This window comes from Sphingomonas sp. dw_22 (genome assembly GCF_018449795.1).
Taxonomy (GTDB): domain Bacteria; phylum Pseudomonadota; class Alphaproteobacteria; order Sphingomonadales; family Sphingomonadaceae; genus Sphingomonas.
The window spans coordinates 1-15,847 of the sequence record NZ_JAAVVE010000066.1; the positions used below are offsets into that span (position 1 = coordinate 1).

Sequence of the window (15,847 nt, forward strand, 5' to 3'; positions counted from 1 at the left end):
TGCCGCCGCCCTTGCCGTCACCGGAGCCGCCATTGCCGCCGCCGCTTCCGCCGCCGCCCCACGGGCTCTTCGGAGCCTCGTTCTTGAAGATGCCGGCCAAGAAATTCCGGACAGAAAGGTTCGCCATGCCTTCCTTTATAAGGCCGGACGCGCGGATTTACAGTGGCGCGTGCCGATTGTGTCCCTATGTGACCCGGGCATGACTGATTCCACAGAGATCGAAGCCGTCCTCGCGCCGATTTCGGCGGGCCGCGCGACCGCCCGATTCGAGGGGGGGCGGGCCAGCATCGTGCTGGACGTGACCGGCCTGGCGCCCGAGACGCGCGATGCGCTGGAAGCCGATGTCCGCGCCGCGGCGGCGGGAATCGCGGGGGTGGACGAGGTCCGCGTGCTGCTCACCAGCGAGCGGCGCACCCGGCGGATCATCGCCGTGGCGAGCGGCAAGGGCGGCGTGGGCAAGTCCACCGTCGCGGCCAATCTCGCGATCGCGCTGGCGCGGCTGGGGCGGCGCGTGGGGCTGGTCGATGCCGATATCTACGGGCCGTCGCAGCCCAAGCTGATGAATGTCGAGGGCATCCGCCCCAAGGCGCGCGACAAGATCCTGATCCCGGTCGCGACGCCCTATGGGGTGCCGATGCTCTCGATGGGCGGGCTGGTGGCCGAGGGGCAGGCGATCGCCTGGCGCGGGCCGATGGCGGGCGGGGCCTTGGGCCAGCTCGTCGATGCCGACTGGGGCGATGCCGAGCTGCTGGTGCTCGATCTGCCGCCGGGCACGGGCGACGTGCAGCTCACGATGATCCAGAAGCACAAGCCGGCCGGCGCGGTGATCGTATCGACGCCGCAGGATCTGGCGCTGATCGATGCGGCGCGGGCGATCGACTTGTTCGGCAAGGCGGGCATCCCGGTGATCGGGCTGATCGAGAATATGAGCGGCTATGCCTGCCCGCATTGCGGCGAGGTCTCCGATCCGTTCGGGAGCGGCGGCGCGGAGGCGGCGGCGGGGAGGCTGGGGCTGCCGTTCCTCGGCCGGGTGCCGCTCGACATCGCGATCCGCACCGCCTCCGACGCGGGCAAGCCGCCCGCCGCGGGGAACGGGCCGGAGGCGCAGGTGTTTGCCGAACTGGCCGCGAAGGTGGACGGCTGGCTCAAGACCGGAGGATAGACCGATGCCGCTGACGCGCGACGAGGACATCAAGGCGCTGCTGGAGGAAACCCGGACGATCGCGATGATCGGCGCGTCGGACCGACCCGATCGGCCGAGCTATGGCGTGATGGCGTTCCTCCAGCGCCAGGGCTACCGCGTCATCCCGGTCAACCCGCAGATCACCGGCGAGCATGTCCATGGCGAGTTCGTGTTTCGCGAGCTGAGCCAGATCGGGGAGCCGATCGACCTGGTGGACATCTTCCGCCGCCCCGGCGCGGCGGGCGAGGCGGTGGACGAGGCGATCGCGGCCGGCGCCAAGGCGGTGTGGATGCAGCTCGGCGTCATCAACGCGGAAGCCGCCGCGCGGGCCGAGGCGGCGGGACTGAAGGTGGTGATGGACCGCTGCCCGGCGATCGAGATTCCGCGGCTGGGCGTGGCGAAGGTCGGCTAGGCTCGGGTCGGCCAGCCTTGGCCAAGCACCCGATGGGGAGTGCTGTCCCGTCCCTCATCCGTCACCCCGGCCGAAGTGCCGGGGTCCACTCCGCGAGCGAGCCCCTCTAAGCTGTGAGCGGCTCTCCCAGCCGCACGGTGGACCCCGGCACTTCGGCCGGGTGACGGAAGGGGGCTGCCCCCGCTGAAGGGCGATCCGTCCCTAAAGCGTCCCGAGCGCCTCGATCAGCCGCTCCACGTCGCGCTGGTCCTGGTACAGCCCGAAGCCGATCCGCAGCACGTCGCCGCGGACGTCGGTGAGGACGTCCTGCCGTTCCAGCGCGGCTTTCCACTCCCCCGCCCTGGGGCTGCGCAGCGCGAGGAAGCGCGCCGGCGATCCGGGGTTGAGCAGATCGGCGTCGAGCGGCATTCCGGCAAGCACCTGCTGCTTGAGCGTGCCGGCGTGCGCGGCGATCGCGGCGGTGGTCAGCCCCTCGTCGGCGAGCATGTCGCGCACCGCGACGAAGCGATAGATGCCCGAGGGATCGAAGGTCGCGCCCAGGAAGCGGCGGCCGTCGGGGGCATAGCCGATCCGGCCGGGCGGCAGCGAGAGGTCGTCGAACTCGGCGTACCAGCCGGTGATCTCGGGACGCGGGCCGAAGCCGGGCGGGGCGTGGAGGAAGGCGGCGCCTTCGCCGGCCATCGCGTATTTATAGCCGCCGGCGAGGTAGAAGACCTTGTCCGCGATCGCCGAAAGATCGGTCTCGACGGCCATGAAGCCGTGATAGCCGTCGATCACCACCCAGGGGCCTTCGGGGCGGGCCAGCGCTGCGAGCTCGGCGAGCTGCTCGAAGACATGGCCGGTGCCGAACTGGACGTGGCTGGTGAAGATCAGGTCATATGCGCCGGCGCGGGCGGTATCGAGCAGCCGATCGAGCGGGACGCGGTCGACCGTGGCCGTGCCCGCCTCCTCCCAGCGCATGCTCTGGCGGCGGAAGCTGTGGAATTCGCCGTCGCTCGCGAGGATGCGCAAGGGGCGCTGCGGCAGCGCGGAGGCGATGCGGAGCAGCAGGTCGTGGGTGTTGGGTGCGAAGACGATCGTCGCGGGATCGGGAAGCTTGAGCTCGGCGGCGACATGCGCCTGGGCGGCGGGCCAGATCTCGCCCATCACCCGATCCCATTTGCGGTCGGCGAGGCGCACCCCGTCCTCCCAGGCGGCGATCTGGCCGACATAGCTGGCATCGGGCCAGAGATGGTGGCTGTGCGCGGCGAAGTGCAGCCGATCCGGCGCTGCCGCGAGCGCGCGCTGGAACAGGCGCTTGTAGCTGGCGCTCATAATTGGGTCCGCAGCGTCCAGAGTTCGGGGAAGGCGCGCTTGGACAGGGTCGATTCGAGATAGGGCACGCCAGGGGTGCCGCCGGTGCCGGGCTTCATGCCGATCACGCGGCTGACGGTGATGACATGCTTGTGCCGCCAGGTGGCGAGCGCGTCGTCGATGTCGACCAGCTTCTCGGCGAGCTGGTAGAGCTCCCACCAGCGCGCGGTGTCGCGATAGACCTGGGTCCAGGCATCCTCGACCGCCTTGCTGGGGGTATAGGGCTTGCTCCAGTCGCGCTCCAGCGCCTCGGGCGGCAGGGCGAAGCCGGCGCGGGCGAGGGCGGCATTGGCTTCGTCCCACAGGCTCGGGATAGCCGCGACTTCGTTGGTGAGCGGGCCGGGCACGCCGCCGCCGCGCAGGCCGAGCAGCGTCTCCACCGCGCGGAACTGATCCGACTGGAAGCCCGAGCTGGTGCCGAGCACTTCGCGGAAGCGGGTATAGTCGCTGGGCGTCATCGTCGCGAGCACGTCCCAGCTCAGCGTCATCACCGCCTGGATGCGGCTGACGCGCGCGAGCGACTTGTACGCCTCCACCGGCTTGTCGGTGCGGACCAGATCGAGCGCCGCGCGGATCTCGGCGATCATCTGCTTGAGCCACAGTTCCTTGGTCTGGTGGATGATGATGAACAGCAGCTCGTCATGCCGGTCCGACAGCGGATGCTGGGCGGTAAGGAGCTGGTCGAGCGCGAGATAGCGCCCATAGGTCATGGGTTCGGTCATGCGCTTGCCTTTAGGACATCCCGGCGTGTGCCGGGAGCCTTAGTTGCAAGCGATACCAATTTCGAGGGCGACTTTGCTCAATCCCTGAGCAGTTCGTTGATCCCGGTCTTGGAGCGGGTCTGGGCATCGACGGTCTTGACGATCACCGCGCAGTAGAGCGCGGGCTTGCCGTCCCCGCCGCCGATGCTGCCGGGGACGACCACCGCATAGGGCGGAACATAGCCGCGATGGACCTCGCCGGTGGCGCGATCGATGATCTTGGTCGAGGCGCCCAGATAGACTCCCATCGACAGCACCGCGCCCTCGCCGACGCGGACGCCCTCGGCGACTTCAGCGCGGGCGCCGATGAACGCGCCGTCGCCGATGATGACGGGATCGGCCTGGAGCGGCTCGAGCACGCCGCCGATGCCGACGCCGCCCGAGAGATGGACGTTCCTGCCGATCTGCGCGCAGCTGCCGACCGTCGCCCAGGTATCGACCATCGTGCCTTCGCCGACATAGGCGCCGATATTGACGAAGCTCGGCATCAGCACCGCGCCCTTGGCGACATGCGCGCCGTGGCGGACGACGCTGCCGGGGACGGCGCGGAAGCCGGCGGCGCGGAACGCCTCCTCGCCCCAATTGGCGAATTTCGAGGGCACCTTGTCGAACCAGTTGGCGCCGCCGGGCCCCTGCATCACCTGATTGTCGTTGAGGCGGAAGGAGAGGAGCACGGCCTTTTTGAGCCACTGGTTTACCTGCCAGCCGCCGTCCACCGGCTCCGCCACGCGCGCCTCGCCGCGATCGAGCAGGTTGAGCGCTTCGGCGACCGCTTCGCGCACGGCGCCTTGGGTCGAGAAGCCCAGGTTCGCCCGGTCCTCCCAGGCGGCGTCGATGGTCGATGCGAGGTCGGTCAACTCAATTCTCCAATATTTCGTGCAGCCATTGGCCGAGATCGGTGATGGTGTGATCGATGAAGCTGCGATCGGCGCCCGGACCCTGTTCCGAGCCGTTGTCGATCCAGACGGTGGTCATGCCGATCGCCTTGGCGGGCTTGAGGTTGCGCGCCATGTCCTCGACGAACAGCGAGTGTTCGGGGTCCAGGTCATAGGCTTCGCACAGGCCGCGATAGACGATCGGATCGGGCTTGGGGCGATAGGCGGTGGCGTGGATGTCGTGGATTGCCTCGAAGCTGTTCGCCAGGCCGAGCCGGTCGAGCACCTTGCCCGCATAGGGCGCGTCGCCATTGGTGAAGACCAGCTTGCGGCCGGGCAGCCGGGCCAGCGCCTCGACCAGCGCCTCATTGCGCTCCAGCACGCTCATGTCGACGTCGTGGACATAGCCCAGATAATGGTGCGGATCGACGCCGTGATCGGCGATCAGGCCCGAAAGCGTGGTGCCGTGCGCGTGGAAATAATCCTTCTGGATGCGCCGGGCCTCTTCGGGGCCGACATTCAGCAGGTCCGCGACATAGGCGCCGATCCGCGCGTCGATCATCGGGAACAGGTTCGCGCTCACCGGATACAGGGTGTTGTCGAGATCGAAAATCCAGTTGCGGACATGGGTGAGCTGCGCGAGCATGGTGGCCGGGCTCTAGGGAGTGGCCGCGGGCATCGCAAGGCAGGGATGGGCCGGCCTAAAGAAACGGAAACATATTCGATACTAGTCCGGCGCTCTCGTGGGGGATGAGGTGATATGCGTTCGGTATCTGGCGCGCGTTTGATGCGGTCCGCCGCCCTGGCGGGGCTGGCGGCTCTCGGCGCGTGCAGCGGGGGAGGCGGCGGCGGGGGAATCAATCCGCCGCCCGCGCCCGTGCCGACCCCCACGCCCACCCCGGTTCCGACCCCGGCACCATCGCCGACTCCCACGCCGGGCGCCAGTTACGACACGGCCGAGTATCGCGCGACGGTGGGCGCGGTCTCGATGAACGCGCTTATCGCCTATGATCGCGGCGATACCGGCTCGGGCATCCGCGTCGGGATCATCGACAGCGGCATCGACTTGCAGAGCGAAGAGTTCGGCGATTGTTCGGGCGGCATCGGAACGGCGAGCTGCCGCATCACCAGCGCCTCGATCGACGCGGCCGGCAACGGATCGATCGACGATGTCGGCGGGCACGGCACCGCCGTCGCCTTCACGCTGGCGGGGCGGCGCAACGGTGCGGGCACGCATGGCGTGGCGTTCGACGCACAGCTCATCGTCGCGCGGGCGGATTCGGTCGGCTCCTGCTCCGGAACGCCCGGCAGCAACGGCGAGAGCCCCTGCCGGTTCGACGATGTCGCCATCGCCGCCGGGCTCGACGCGGCACGGACGGGCGGCGCGCGCGTCGTCAACATCTCGCTCGGCGGATCGGCGCCCGAGCCGGTGCTGCTCCGCGCGATCGACCGCGCTACGGCAGCGGGGATCGTGCTCGTCATCTCGGCGGGCAATGACGGCCCCGATGCCCTCAATCCGGACGAATTCACATCGGCGGCCAACAATGCCGCGATCGCGCGCGGGCTGATCATCATCGCCGGATCGGTCGGCGCCAACGACGTGATCTCCAGCTTCTCGAACCGTGCCGGGACGAGTGCCGGCGCCTATCTGGCTGCAGTGGGCGAGGACGTCCGCGCGCCCGACCAGACCGGCGTGCCGTTCCTCTGGTCCGGCACCTCCTTCTCGGCGCCGCAGATCGCCGGGGCGGTGGCGCTGCTGGCCCAGGCTTTCCCCAACATGAGCGGCGCGCAGATCGTGCAGCTGCTGTTCGCTACCGCGCGCGACGTGGGGCCGGCGGGGGTGGACGCGGTCTATGGCCATGGCGTGCTCGACCTCACGCGCGCGTTCGAACCGGTGGGAACGATGTCGCTCGCCGGATCGGGCGGCGTCGCCTCGCAACAGGTCAATGCCTCGCTCTCGGCGCCGATGGGGGATGCCCGGCAGGGCGCGCTGGGCGCGGTGGTGCTCGATTCGTTCGATCGCGCTTTCGCGATGGACCTGGCGCGGACGATCAACCGCCAGGGCTTCGCGCGGCGGCTGCCGGACCTGATGGCCTCGCGCGACCGCAGCTTCTCGGTCGGCATGCACGACATGCAGGTGGCGGTGAGCCTGGTGCCGGGCCGCGATTCGGTGCGGATCGAGCGGCTGGGGATCACCGGCGAGGATGCGGGCATCGCCCGGATGCTCGCCGCGACGGTGAGCGGACGGCTGGGCAGCAAGGCGCAGTTCGCGATCGGTGCGTCGGAGAGCGGCAATGCCCTGACCGCGCGGCTGGCCGGGCGCGACGATCCGGCATTCCTGGTGGCGCGCGATCCCGCGACCAATTCGGGCTTCGACGTCGATGTCGGCGGATCGGTGGCGGTGCGCCAGGCGCTGGGGTCTTGGGGGCTGACGGTGGCGTCCGAGTTCGGCGACGTGCTGACGCGGCGCGATACCGAGTTCGAAGGGTTGCGGTGGCGTCCCGAACGCTTCGGCTATGGCCGCACCACGCTGGCGCTCGACCGGCGTTTCGGCGGGCTGCGCGCCGGCCTGTCGCTGACGCGGCTGGCGGAGGACGATACGGTGCTCGGTGCGCGCTTCTCGGGCGCGCTGGGCGCGGCGCGGGCGGACAGCCTGTTCGTCGATCTGGGGCTGCGCGCCGATCTGGGCGGCGGCTGGAACCTGGGCGGATCGATGCGCCAGGGCTGGACCGATGCGCAGCTGCGTGCGGGCGTGCGCGGATCGGGGCTGATCCGCACCAACGCCTTTTCAGGCGATATCGGCAAGACCGGGCTGCTCCTGCGCGGCGACACTCTGGGCTTCCGCGTCGCGCAGCCGCTGCGCGTGGCGAGCGGCGGGATCGACATCGCGCTGCCCCAGGGCTGGGACTATTATACCGAGAGCGTCGATAGCTGGGCGGTCTCGCACATCAACCTGGCGCCGCAGGGGCGCGAGATCGATTACGAGCTGCGCTATCGCTGGCCGCTCGCCGGCGGCGACATCAGCAGCAACCTGTTCCTGCGCAGCCAGCCCGGCAATTTCGCGGCGCTGCCGCCCGACAAGGGCGGCGCGATTCGTTTTACCTGGGGGTTCTAGGCAGGGGGCATGCGGCTCCCCATGTGCGGATCATGACCGCATATTCGCTGCTCGACCTCGTCCCCGTCATCCAGGGCGGGACGGTTTCCCAATCCCTCGCCAACGCAGCCGATCTCGCCGCCCATGCGGAGAGGCTGGGCTATACCCGCTATTGGGTGGCCGAGCATCACGGGATGGAGGGGATCGCCAGCGCCGCGACCTCGGTGGTGATCGCGCATGTCGGCCATGCGACCAGCACGATCCGTATCGGCGCGGGCGGGATCATGCTGCCCAACCATGCGCCGCTCCAGATCGCCGAGCAGTTCGGCACGCTGGATGCGCTGTTCCCGGGCCGGGTGGACCTGGGGCTGGGCCGTGCGCCGGGATCGGACCAGCGGGTGGCGCATGCGATCCGCCGGACGCTCGATAGCGACGCCAATGCCTTTCCGCAGGACGTGCTCGAGCTGCAGAGCTATTTCGCCGACGACGGCAAGACCGGCATCCGCGCGACGCCGGGCGCGGGCGCCAAGGTGCAGCTCTGGATCCTGGGATCGAGCCTGTTCGGCGCGCAGCTCGCGGCGGCGCTGGGCCTGCCCTATGCCTTCGCCTCGCATTTCGCGCCGGGGCTGCTCGATGAGGCGATCCAGGTCTATCGCCGCAATTTCAAGCCGTCCGAGGTGCTGGAGAAGTCGCATCTGATGCTCGGCTACAACGTGTTCGCCGCCGATGACGATGCGGAGGCGGAATATCTCGCCACCTCGCAGCAACAGGCGTTCGTCGCGATCCGCACCGGGCGCGGCATCCAGCTTCCGCCGCCGATCCGCGGCTATCGCGAGAGCCTGGGCGCGCAGGGCGAGGCGATATTGGGGCAGGTACTCTCGGCATCGGCGATCGGCGGGCCGGACAAGGTGCGCCGCGAGCTCGCGGCGTTCATCGAGCGGACAGGCGCGGACGAGCTGATGCTGACCAGCGCGATGTTCGATCACGAGGCCCGCAAGCGCAGCCTGACGATCGCGGCGGAGGCGATGCGGGCGGTGGAGGTGGCTTGAGCTTCGGCCGAGCGGCACGCGCTATCCCCGGGTGGCAATGCCTGCGAACGGGCGTAAGAATTGTCGGGTCGCCGGTCCTCGGCGAATCGGGGGAAGAAATCTGATGCTTCGATCGATCCTTGCCGCAGCCACGCTGGCTGTAGCGTTGCCGGCGGCACCGGCACTCGCGCAGACCGCTTCGTCCACGGCAACGGCGCCCGATCCGGCCCGGCTGGCTGCCGCGCAAGCGCTCATCGGGAAGATCATGCCCGCCGATCAGCGCGATGCGATGATCGAACGCATGGTGCGCCCGATGATGGAGAATATGCGCTCGGCGATGATGAGCTCGCCGATGTTCGACGCCGCCAAGGCGGAAAATCCGAAATTCGCCGAGGTGATGGACGAATTCATCAAGGGCGAATTCGAGCATTCGATCTCCATGACGAAGGCGGCGATGCCAGGCATGCTGGATGCCATGGCGCGGGCCTATGCGCGGCGCTTCACGCTGGATGACCTGAAAGCGATCTCGGCGTTTTTCGAAACGCCCGCCGGCCGGCTATATGCTGCGCAGGCAGCGACGATCATGTCTGATCCGGACGTGCTGGCGGCTCAGCGCACTATGATGACCGAGGCGATGTCGGGAATGCAGGAGCGCGTGGAGGCGCTGACCGCCCGCCTTTCCGCCGCACAGGAAAGCAAATAGGCGAAGCGAGCGGCTTCAGGCCGCCGCCGGGAGCCTCAGCCGCACCAGCAGGCCGCCCAGATCCTCGCTCTCCTCCAGGCTGACCGTGCCGCCGTAGATTTCCACCACGTCGCGGACGATCGCCATCCCCAGGCCGGTGCCGGGCTTGCCCGAATCGAGGCGGACGCCGCGATCGAAGATGCGGAGGCGGTCGGCCTCCGGGATGCCGTGGCCGTCGTCCTCGACCAGGATCTCGACGAAGCCGGCCTGGGCGCTCGCCGTGATGAACACGCTGCCGCCGCCATATTTGGCCGCGTTCTCGACTAGGTTGCCGAGGATCTCGTCCAGATCCTGGCGCTCGATATGCGCGATCAGATCCTTGGCGCCGTCCACGTCGATGCGGATATTGGGGTAGAGCCGGGCGACGGCGCGCTCGACCGCCTCGATCGACGGCCAGACCGGCGCGCGGCTGTGCGCGCTGCCGCGGCGGCCGACGGCGCGGGCGCGGGCGAGGTGGTGGTCGATCTGGCGGCGCATCGTCCGCGCCTCGCGGATGATGGTGGGGGCGAGGTCGTCCTGGCCGGCCGCGGCCGCGTTCATGATGACGCTGAGCGGGGTCTTGAGGGCATGGGCCAAATTGCCGGCGTGGCGGCGCGCCTCCTCGGCCTGGCGGTCGTTATGCTCGACCAGCGCGTTCAACTCCTCGACCATCGGCGCGACTTCGGCGGGCATCGATCCCTCGATCCGCCGCGAGCGGCCGCCGCGCAGCTTGGCGATCTCGGTGCGGACGCGGCGCAGCGGCAGCAGGCCGTACCAGGTCTGGAGGCCCACCATCACGATCAGGCCGAGGCCGAGCAGCACGAAGCTGCGGACCAGGGTGCGGCGCAGCGCGGCGATCTGCGCGTCGAGCGTCTCGCGGCTCTGCGCCACCTGGAAGCGCCAGCGCACCGGCGATCCGGGCAGCTTCAGGTCGCGTTCGGCGATGCGCAGCCGCTGGCTGCCGGGATCGTTGGGATCGCGATCGGCGTTCCTGGGGCCTTTGTCGACGAACTCGTCGCTGTCGTAGATGTGCAGGTCGCGATCGTCATGGATCTGGTTGACCTTGAGCTTGCGGTCCCACAGCGAGCGCGAGGGGAAGGGCTCGAAGCCCTTGCCGCTGATCTGCCAATAGGCGCCCGAATTGGGCTCGAGGAAACGCTGGTCGGCCAGCTCGCGGTTGAGCACGACCTCGCCGTTCGGGCCGAGCTCGGCCGAGACGATCATCGAGGTGACGAGATAATCGAGCTGGTCGTCGAAATTGCGGGTGACGGCGGTGGTCAGCACCCGATCGAGCGCATAGCCGCCGCCGACGAGCAGCAGCATGATCCACGCTGTCGCCACCAGCAGCATGCGCCGGCTGACCGATCCGGTGACGCGCACATAGGGGCGCGGCCGGGGCTCGGTCTCCGGCGCGGCGGGAACGTCGTCCTTCAGCTCGGACTGGGGGGAAGGACCGGGATCAGGCAAGCGCGGCTCGGGTTTCAGGCGTCGGCGGGCTCGTCGAGGCTGTAGCCGAGCCCCCGGATGGTGGTGATGACGTCGGCGCCCAGCTTCTTGCGGATGCGGGTGACGAACACTTCGATCGTGTTGGAATCGCGATCGAAATCCTGGTCGTAGATATGCTCGATCAGCTCGGTGCGGCTGACGACCTTGCCCTTGTGGTGGAGCAGGTACGACAGGAGCTTGTATTCCTGCGCGGTGAGCTTCACCGGTTCGCCGTCCTTGGTGACCTTGCCCGAGCGGGTGTCGAGGCGGATGTCGCCTGCAATGAGCTCCGCGGACGCGTTGCCCGAGGCGCGGCGGATCAGCGCGCGCAGCCGGGCGATCAGCTCCTCGGTCTGGAAGGGCTTGGCGACATAATCGTCGGCGCCGGCATCGAGGCCCGCCACCTTGTCCGACCAGCTGTCGCGCGCGGTGAGCACCAGGACGGGCGTGGTCTTGCCTTCCTTGCGCCAGCGATCGAGCACGGTCAGCCCGTCGATCTCGGGGAGTCCCAGATCGAGGATGATCGCGTCATATTGCTCGGTCGAACCGAGGAAATGGCCCTCTTCGCCGTCGGTGGCGAGATCGACGGCATAGCCGGCGCCTTCGAGCGCGTTCCTGAGCTGCTGGCCGAGATTGGGTTCGTCTTCGACGATCAGAAGTCGCATTCTTGTCTATCCTCGTCCGAGCTTCGTATGGCGTTCAATTGCCCGACCGGCGGACGATCCGGCCGCTGCGGCCGTCGACGTCCACCCAGATCACCGATCCATTGCGCAGGAACTTGAGCGTGTAAATGTCCGTGGACGGATCATAGTCGAAACCGAGATACTGCGCCCCGGGCATGCGGGGGATCACGCGGCGCTCGATCTCGCGCACGGGCAGGTTCTGGCCGAGCTGGCGGCGCTGGCTGGCGGCGCCCTGGCTGCGATCCTGGCCGATATCCATGCCGGGCTGCAACGGATGCGCGGACGCGATGCCGGCAAGCGACATCGCTGCCAGACACGCGCACAGAACGGGTTTCACCAGCATTGGCATCGGCATGGCATAGGGTCGGCGCATTGAATAGCCCCTGAACATGCTTGTCAGTATTGGTTTGGAAACGCGCCCAAAGGCGCGTTGCGGCGCCGGCCCGCTCCCCCACCCGGCCACCCATATGATACTGCCGTTGGGTGGCCGGGTGGGGGAGCGGGCCGGTGCCGCCCAAAACAGGCGTCGGCAGCGCGCAACTTGCGGGGCGCCGGAGAGGGCCCTAGGTGCGCCGCATGGCTGCTCCTGTTCTCGCGTTCGAAGGTCTTGGTCTGGTCCAGGGCTCGGGCTGGTTGTTCCGCGATCTCGACCTCTATGTCGGGGAGCGTGACCGGCTGGCGCTGATCGGCCGCAACGGCGCGGGCAAGACCACGCTGCTCAAGCTCCTCGGCGGCAGCATCGAGGCCGATGAAGGCCGGCGGACGATCGTGCCGGGGACCAAGGTGATCCTGCTGGAGCAGGAGCCGCGGCTCGAAAGCTTCACCACATTGCTGGATTATGTCCTTTCCGGCAGCGACGCGCCGCCGCAATATGAGGCGGAGGCGATCGCCGACCAGCTCGGCATCGACCTGAGCCGCGAGGCGAAGACCGCGAGCGGCGGCGAGCGGCGCCGGGCGGCGATCGCGCGGGCGCTGGCGCAGGATCCCGACGTGCTGCTGCTCGACGAACCGACCAACCATCTCGATCTCGCGGCAATCGAATGGCTGGAGGAATGGCTGAACCGTTTCACCGGCGCCTTCATCGTCATCAGCCATGACCGTACCTTCCTGACCCGGCTGACGCGCCAGACGCTGTGGCTCGATCGCGGATCGATCCGGCGGGCCGAGATCGGGTTCGGCGGGTTCGAGGCGTGGACCGACCAAGTCTATGCCGAGGAGCAGCGCAACGCCGAGAAGCTCGACGCGAAATTGAAGATCGAGGAGCATTGGCTCCTGCGCGGCGTGACCGGGCGGCGGCGGCGCAACCAGGGCCGGCTGGCGAAGCTCAAGGAGATGCGGGCCGAACGCGCCTCGATGCTGGGGCCGCAGGGCGCGGCGAACCTCCTCACCGGATCGGACGGCGCGCAGACCAAGGTGGTGATCGACGCCAAGCACGTCACCAAGCGCTTCGGCGAGCGCACGATCATCAAGGACTTCACCTTCCGGGTGACCAAGGGCGACCGGATCGGCATCGTCGGCGCGAACGGCGCGGGCAAGTCGACCTTGCTCAAGCTGCTGACCGGCGAGATCGCGCCCGACGAAGGCGAGGTGAAGCTGGCCAAGACGCTGGACGGCGTCATCATCGACCAGCAGCGCAGCCTGATGGATCCCGCCAAGAGCGTGCGCGACGTGCTGGCGGACGGCGGCGACTGGATCGAGGTGCTGGGCGTGAAGAAGCACGTCCATGGATATCTCAAGGAGTTCCTGTTCGATCCCAGCATCGCAGAGGCGAAGATCGGCACGCTTTCGGGCGGCGAGCGCTCGCGGCTGCTGCTGGCGCGCGAGTTCGCCCGGCGGAGCAACCTGCTGGTGCTCGACGAGCCGACCAACGATCTCGACCTGGAAACGCTCGATCTGCTCCAGGAAGTGATCTCGGACTATGACGGCACGGTGCTGATCGTCAGCCACGATCGCGACTTCCTCGACCGCACGGTGACGGTGACCCTGGGGCTCGACGGATCGGGCCATGTCGATGTCGTCGCGGGCGGCTATGCCGATTGGGAGCGGCAGCGCCGGCCCAAGGCGGAGCCGAAAAAGGCCGCGGCACCCAGGCCGGCGGCCGTCGAGGCGCCGAAGAAGGCGACCAAGCTCAGCTACAAGGACCAGCGCGACTATGATCTGCTGCCCAAGCGGATCGAGGAGATCGACGGGCTGATCGCGCGCGACGAGGCGGCGCTGGCCGATCCGGCGCTCTACACGCGCGATCCGGCGAAGTTCGCGAAGCTGAGCGACGGCATCGCCAGGCTCCGCGAGGAGAAGGACGCGGCCGAGCTGCGCTGGCTGGAACTGGCCGAGATGGTCGAGGGCCTGGGCGCCTAGCCTTCGAGTTCGACCGTGACGGTGGTTCCCTCGGGTCCGCTTTCGGTCTTCACCGTGCCGCGCGCCTGGCGGACGAAGCCGTCGATCAGGCGCTGGCCCAGGCCGCTGTCGCCGCGGGGCGCGCGGGGTTCGGGGGAAATGCCGGTGCCGTTGTCGGCGACGACGAGCCTCCAGCCGGCATCGTGCGCGCCGAAGCCAACCCGGATCGCGCCGGTGTCGCGCCCGGCAAAGGCATGTTTGACGGCATTGGTGACGAGCTCGTTGACGACCAGCCCGATCGAGACGGCGCGGTCGCGCGGAAGCGCGGCATGGTCCGCGTCGCAATCGAGCGCGATCGCGCCGCGCAGCGACAGCGCCTCCGCCAGCGCGGTGCAGAGCTCCTGGAGATAGGTGGCCATGTCGACCGTGCCGGGCGCGCTGGCGCCGCGATAGAGGTGGCGATGCGCGCGGGCGATGCTCTCGATCCGCGCCAGCGCCGCGCCGAGCGCTTCGGCCGTCTCGCCTTGGCCGGCGCGGCGGCGCTGCATGTCGAGCAGCGAGGCGACCAGGGTGAAATTATTCTTCACCCGATGCTCGAACTCCTCGAGGAACAGGTCGCGCTCGGCGATCTGGCGGTCGCGCTCGCGCGTCGCCCGCTGCACCGAGCGGCGGAAGAACTCGGCCAGCGCGATCGTGATCGCACAGGCGATATAGACCATGGCGACCGATACCGCCTGGGCCGGCGTTTCGAAACGGAACGAGTTCGGGAGCGGCAGGAAATAATACCAGGCGAACAGGATCGTCAGGGTTCCCGCGGTCGCGCCGGCGAGCCGGCCCGCGAAGAGCGTGGCGATCATCGCGGCGGGAAAGACGAGCGGGAAAACGCCGCCGCCGGGCGCCAGCATATCGAGCAGGAAGAGGACGGATCCCGCGCAGGCCGTTGCGAGCAGCCCCACGCCGATCGCCGTCGCCCAGCGCGGTATCGCGGGCGCAAGCCTCTCCGGAAGATCGAGTTCCCCAATGCCCCGCATGTGCGGGAAGGGAGGCTATAGCGGCCCGGCCAAGTCAAGCATGCGCGCGCCGATGGTAGACCCAGGTTACCCTAATTTACAAAGACTTGCCGGAACGTCCTGCCAAATCGACGACATATTGCCAGGCAACGCGCCCCGAGCGGCTGCCGCGCCGCGTCGCCCAGCCGATCGCGTCGGCGGGATCGAAGGCGAGGCCATGGGCTTCGGCATAGCCGCGGACGATGTCGAGATAGGTATCCTGATCGACGACGTGGAAGCCGAGGCTCAGCCCGAAGCGGTCCGCGAGCGCCAGGCTGTCGTCCACCGCGTCGCGCGGGTTTATCGCGCTGGCCTGCTCGGCGATGTCGCGCGGGACGAGATGGCGGCGATTGGAGGTGACGATCAGCCGGCTGTTCTCCGGCCGCGCCTCGGCGCCTCCTTGCAGCATCGAGCGGAGGGCGCGAGCATCGCCGGCGGCGTCGAAGCCGAGATCGTCGAGGAAGATCGCGAAGGGGCGGTTGGCGGCGGCCAGGGTCGCGAAAAGCTCGGGCAGGGTTTCGAGATGGAGCGTCACCGCCTCGACCAGCGCGAGATCGCCGCCGCGGGATTGCACGTCGGCGACCGCGCTCTTGACCAGCGCCGACTTGCCGGTGCCGCGCGCGCCCCAGAGGAGGACGTCCTGCGCGGCATGGCCGGCGGCGAGGCGATCGAGATTGGCGACCAGCGCCTCGCGCTGGGAATCGACGCCGCGCAGCATCGCCAGCGGCAGCGGCGCGAAGGCGCGCGCGGCGGCGAGGCGGTGCCCCCGCCAGACATAGGCGGGAGGGGCGCGGGGGCCGGCCGGCGGGTGGGGGCCCGGGGGGGGGGGTGCGGGCCGGCCGGGGGGGGGAGGGCCGGGGCCGCGG

The 15,847-nt window shown here is 69.0% G+C and carries 15 protein-coding genes; 6 read left to right on the forward strand and 9 right to left on the reverse strand.

The window, feature by feature from the left end:
- Nucleotides 1-199 precede the first annotated feature (199 nt).
- Together HB724_RS18930 and HB724_RS18935 are read left to right on the forward strand one after the other, a co-directional pair.
- Entirely contained in the window at nt 200-1,162 is a 963-nt protein-coding gene (locus HB724_RS18930) for a P-loop NTPase (protein ID WP_256731627.1), read from the forward strand.
- A 4-nt stretch (nt 1,163-1,166) separates the two neighbouring features.
- On the forward strand, nt 1,167-1,595 hold the full coding sequence (locus HB724_RS18935; protein ID WP_213982508.1) for a CoA-binding protein: 429 nt from the start codon (nt 1,167-1,169) through the stop codon (nt 1,593-1,595).
- Nucleotides 1,596-1,796: 201 nt separating this feature from the next.
- Here the strand turns inward: HB724_RS18935 and HB724_RS18940 are convergent, their stop codons facing one another.
- From HB724_RS18940 to HB724_RS18955, 4 genes are all read right to left on the reverse strand, one after another.
- Nucleotides 1,797-2,909: an aminotransferase class V-fold PLP-dependent enzyme gene (locus HB724_RS18940; protein ID WP_213982509.1), complete on the reverse strand. Its 1,113-nt coding sequence runs from the start codon at nt 2,907-2,909 to the stop codon at nt 1,797-1,799.
- Nucleotides 2,906-3,670 (reverse strand): tryptophan 2,3-dioxygenase, encoded by a 765-nt coding sequence (locus HB724_RS18945; RefSeq protein WP_213982510.1) that lies wholly within the window; start codon nt 3,668-3,670, stop codon nt 2,906-2,908. The genes HB724_RS18940 and HB724_RS18945 overlap by 4 nt, the downstream gene beginning before the upstream one ends.
- Nucleotides 3,671-3,747: 77 nt before the next feature.
- The gene (gene dapD / locus HB724_RS18950; RefSeq protein ID WP_213982511.1) at nt 3,748-4,566 is read right to left on the reverse strand and encodes a 2,3,4,5-tetrahydropyridine-2,6-dicarboxylate N-succinyltransferase; all 819 of its coding nucleotides are present in this window, start codon (nt 4,564-4,566) and stop codon (nt 3,748-3,750) included.
- 1 nt (nt 4,567) lies between these two features.
- Nucleotides 4,568-5,230: a pyrimidine 5'-nucleotidase gene (locus HB724_RS18955; protein ID WP_213982512.1), complete on the reverse strand. Its 663-nt coding sequence runs from the start codon at nt 5,228-5,230 to the stop codon at nt 4,568-4,570.
- Nucleotides 5,231-5,371: 141 nt separating this feature from the next.
- On the opposite strand from HB724_RS18955, the gene HB724_RS18960 reads away from it, so the two are divergent.
- From HB724_RS18960 to HB724_RS18970, 3 genes are all read left to right on the forward strand, one after another.
- Nucleotides 5,372-7,699, forward strand: a complete 2,328-nt coding sequence (locus HB724_RS18960) for a S8 family peptidase (RefSeq protein WP_275956622.1) — start codon at nt 5,372-5,374, stop codon at nt 7,697-7,699.
- 32 nt (nt 7,700-7,731) lie between these two features.
- Complete coding sequence (locus tag HB724_RS18965) at nt 7,732-8,727, forward strand: LLM class flavin-dependent oxidoreductase (protein WP_213982513.1); 996 nt, start codon at nt 7,732-7,734, stop codon at nt 8,725-8,727.
- Nucleotides 8,728-8,830: 103 nt separating this feature from the next.
- Nucleotides 8,831-9,409 carry a DUF2059 domain-containing protein gene (locus HB724_RS18970; protein ID WP_213982514.1) on the forward strand — a complete coding sequence of 193 codons (579 nt, stop codon included), beginning with the start codon at nt 8,831-8,833 and terminating at the stop codon, nt 9,407-9,409.
- A 15-nt stretch (nt 9,410-9,424) separates the two neighbouring features.
- Here HB724_RS18970 and HB724_RS18975 read toward each other — a convergent pair whose 3' ends face one another.
- The 3 genes from HB724_RS18975 to HB724_RS18985 form a co-directional block, all read right to left on the reverse strand.
- Nucleotides 9,425-10,777 (reverse strand): HAMP domain-containing sensor histidine kinase, encoded by a 1,353-nt coding sequence (locus HB724_RS18975; protein ID WP_213982522.1) that lies wholly within the window; start codon nt 10,775-10,777, stop codon nt 9,425-9,427.
- Nucleotides 10,778-10,908: 131 nt separating this feature from the next.
- Nucleotides 10,909-11,577, reverse strand: coding sequence for a response regulator transcription factor (locus tag HB724_RS18980; RefSeq protein WP_213982515.1), 669 nt, complete (start codon nt 11,575-11,577; stop codon nt 10,909-10,911).
- A gap of 34 nt (nt 11,578-11,611) precedes the next feature.
- The gene (locus tag HB724_RS18985; protein WP_213982516.1) at nt 11,612-11,968 is read right to left on the reverse strand and encodes a hypothetical protein; all 357 of its coding nucleotides are present in this window, start codon (nt 11,966-11,968) and stop codon (nt 11,612-11,614) included.
- Between the two features lie 203 nt (nt 11,969-12,171).
- On the opposite strand from HB724_RS18985, the gene HB724_RS18990 reads away from it, so the two are divergent.
- Nucleotides 12,172-13,953: an ATP-binding cassette domain-containing protein gene (locus tag HB724_RS18990; RefSeq protein ID WP_213982517.1), complete on the forward strand. Its 1,782-nt coding sequence runs from the start codon at nt 12,172-12,174 to the stop codon at nt 13,951-13,953.
- Here HB724_RS18990 and HB724_RS18995 read toward each other — a convergent pair.
- On the reverse strand, nt 13,950-14,963 hold the full coding sequence (locus HB724_RS18995) for a sensor histidine kinase (protein WP_213982518.1): 1,014 nt from the start codon (nt 14,961-14,963) through the stop codon (nt 13,950-13,952). The two genes, HB724_RS18990 and HB724_RS18995, sit on opposite strands and share 4 nt — an antisense overlap.
- A 76-nt stretch (nt 14,964-15,039) precedes the next feature.
- A partial coding sequence (locus HB724_RS19000) for a DUF815 domain-containing protein (RefSeq protein WP_213982519.1) occupies nt 15,040-15,847 on the reverse strand: 808 nt, incomplete at its 5' end.

Excerpts from the sequence above, each read along its gene's own strand:
- HB724_RS18990 (WP_213982517.1), top strand. The coding sequence starts at position 12,172 with ATGGCTGCTCCTGTTCTCGCGTTCGAAGGTCTTGGTCTGGTCCAGGGC.
- HB724_RS18985 (WP_213982516.1), bottom strand. The coding sequence starts at position 11,968 with ATGCGCCGACCCTATGCCATGCCGATGCCAATGCTGGTGAAACCCGTT.
- HB724_RS18930 (WP_256731627.1), top strand. The coding sequence starts at position 200 with ATGACTGATTCCACAGAGATCGAAGCCGTCCTCGCGCCGATTTCGGCG.
- HB724_RS18945 (WP_213982510.1), bottom strand. The coding sequence starts at position 3,670 with ATGACCGAACCCATGACCTATGGGCGCTATCTCGCGCTCGACCAGCTC.
- HB724_RS18975 (WP_213982522.1), bottom strand. The coding sequence starts at position 10,777 with ATGCTGCTGGTGGCGACAGCGTGGATCATGCTGCTGCTCGTCGGCGGC.
- HB724_RS18955 (WP_213982512.1), bottom strand. The coding sequence starts at position 5,230 with ATGCTCGCGCAGCTCACCCATGTCCGCAACTGGATTTTCGATCTCGAC.
- HB724_RS18965 (WP_213982513.1), top strand. The coding sequence starts at position 7,732 with ATGACCGCATATTCGCTGCTCGACCTCGTCCCCGTCATCCAGGGCGGG.
- HB724_RS18960 (WP_275956622.1), top strand. The coding sequence starts at position 5,372 with ATGCGGTCCGCCGCCCTGGCGGGGCTGGCGGCTCTCGGCGCGTGCAGC.
- HB724_RS18970 (WP_213982514.1), top strand. The coding sequence starts at position 8,831 with ATGCTTCGATCGATCCTTGCCGCAGCCACGCTGGCTGTAGCGTTGCCG.
- HB724_RS18995 (WP_213982518.1), bottom strand. The coding sequence starts at position 14,963 with ATGCGGGGCATTGGGGAACTCGATCTTCCGGAGAGGCTTGCGCCCGCG.
- HB724_RS18935 (WP_213982508.1), top strand. The coding sequence starts at position 1,167 with ATGCCGCTGACGCGCGACGAGGACATCAAGGCGCTGCTGGAGGAAACC.
- HB724_RS18940 (WP_213982509.1), bottom strand. The coding sequence starts at position 2,909 with ATGAGCGCCAGCTACAAGCGCCTGTTCCAGCGCGCGCTCGCGGCAGCG.
- HB724_RS18980 (WP_213982515.1), bottom strand. The coding sequence starts at position 11,577 with ATGCGACTTCTGATCGTCGAAGACGAACCCAATCTCGGCCAGCAGCTC.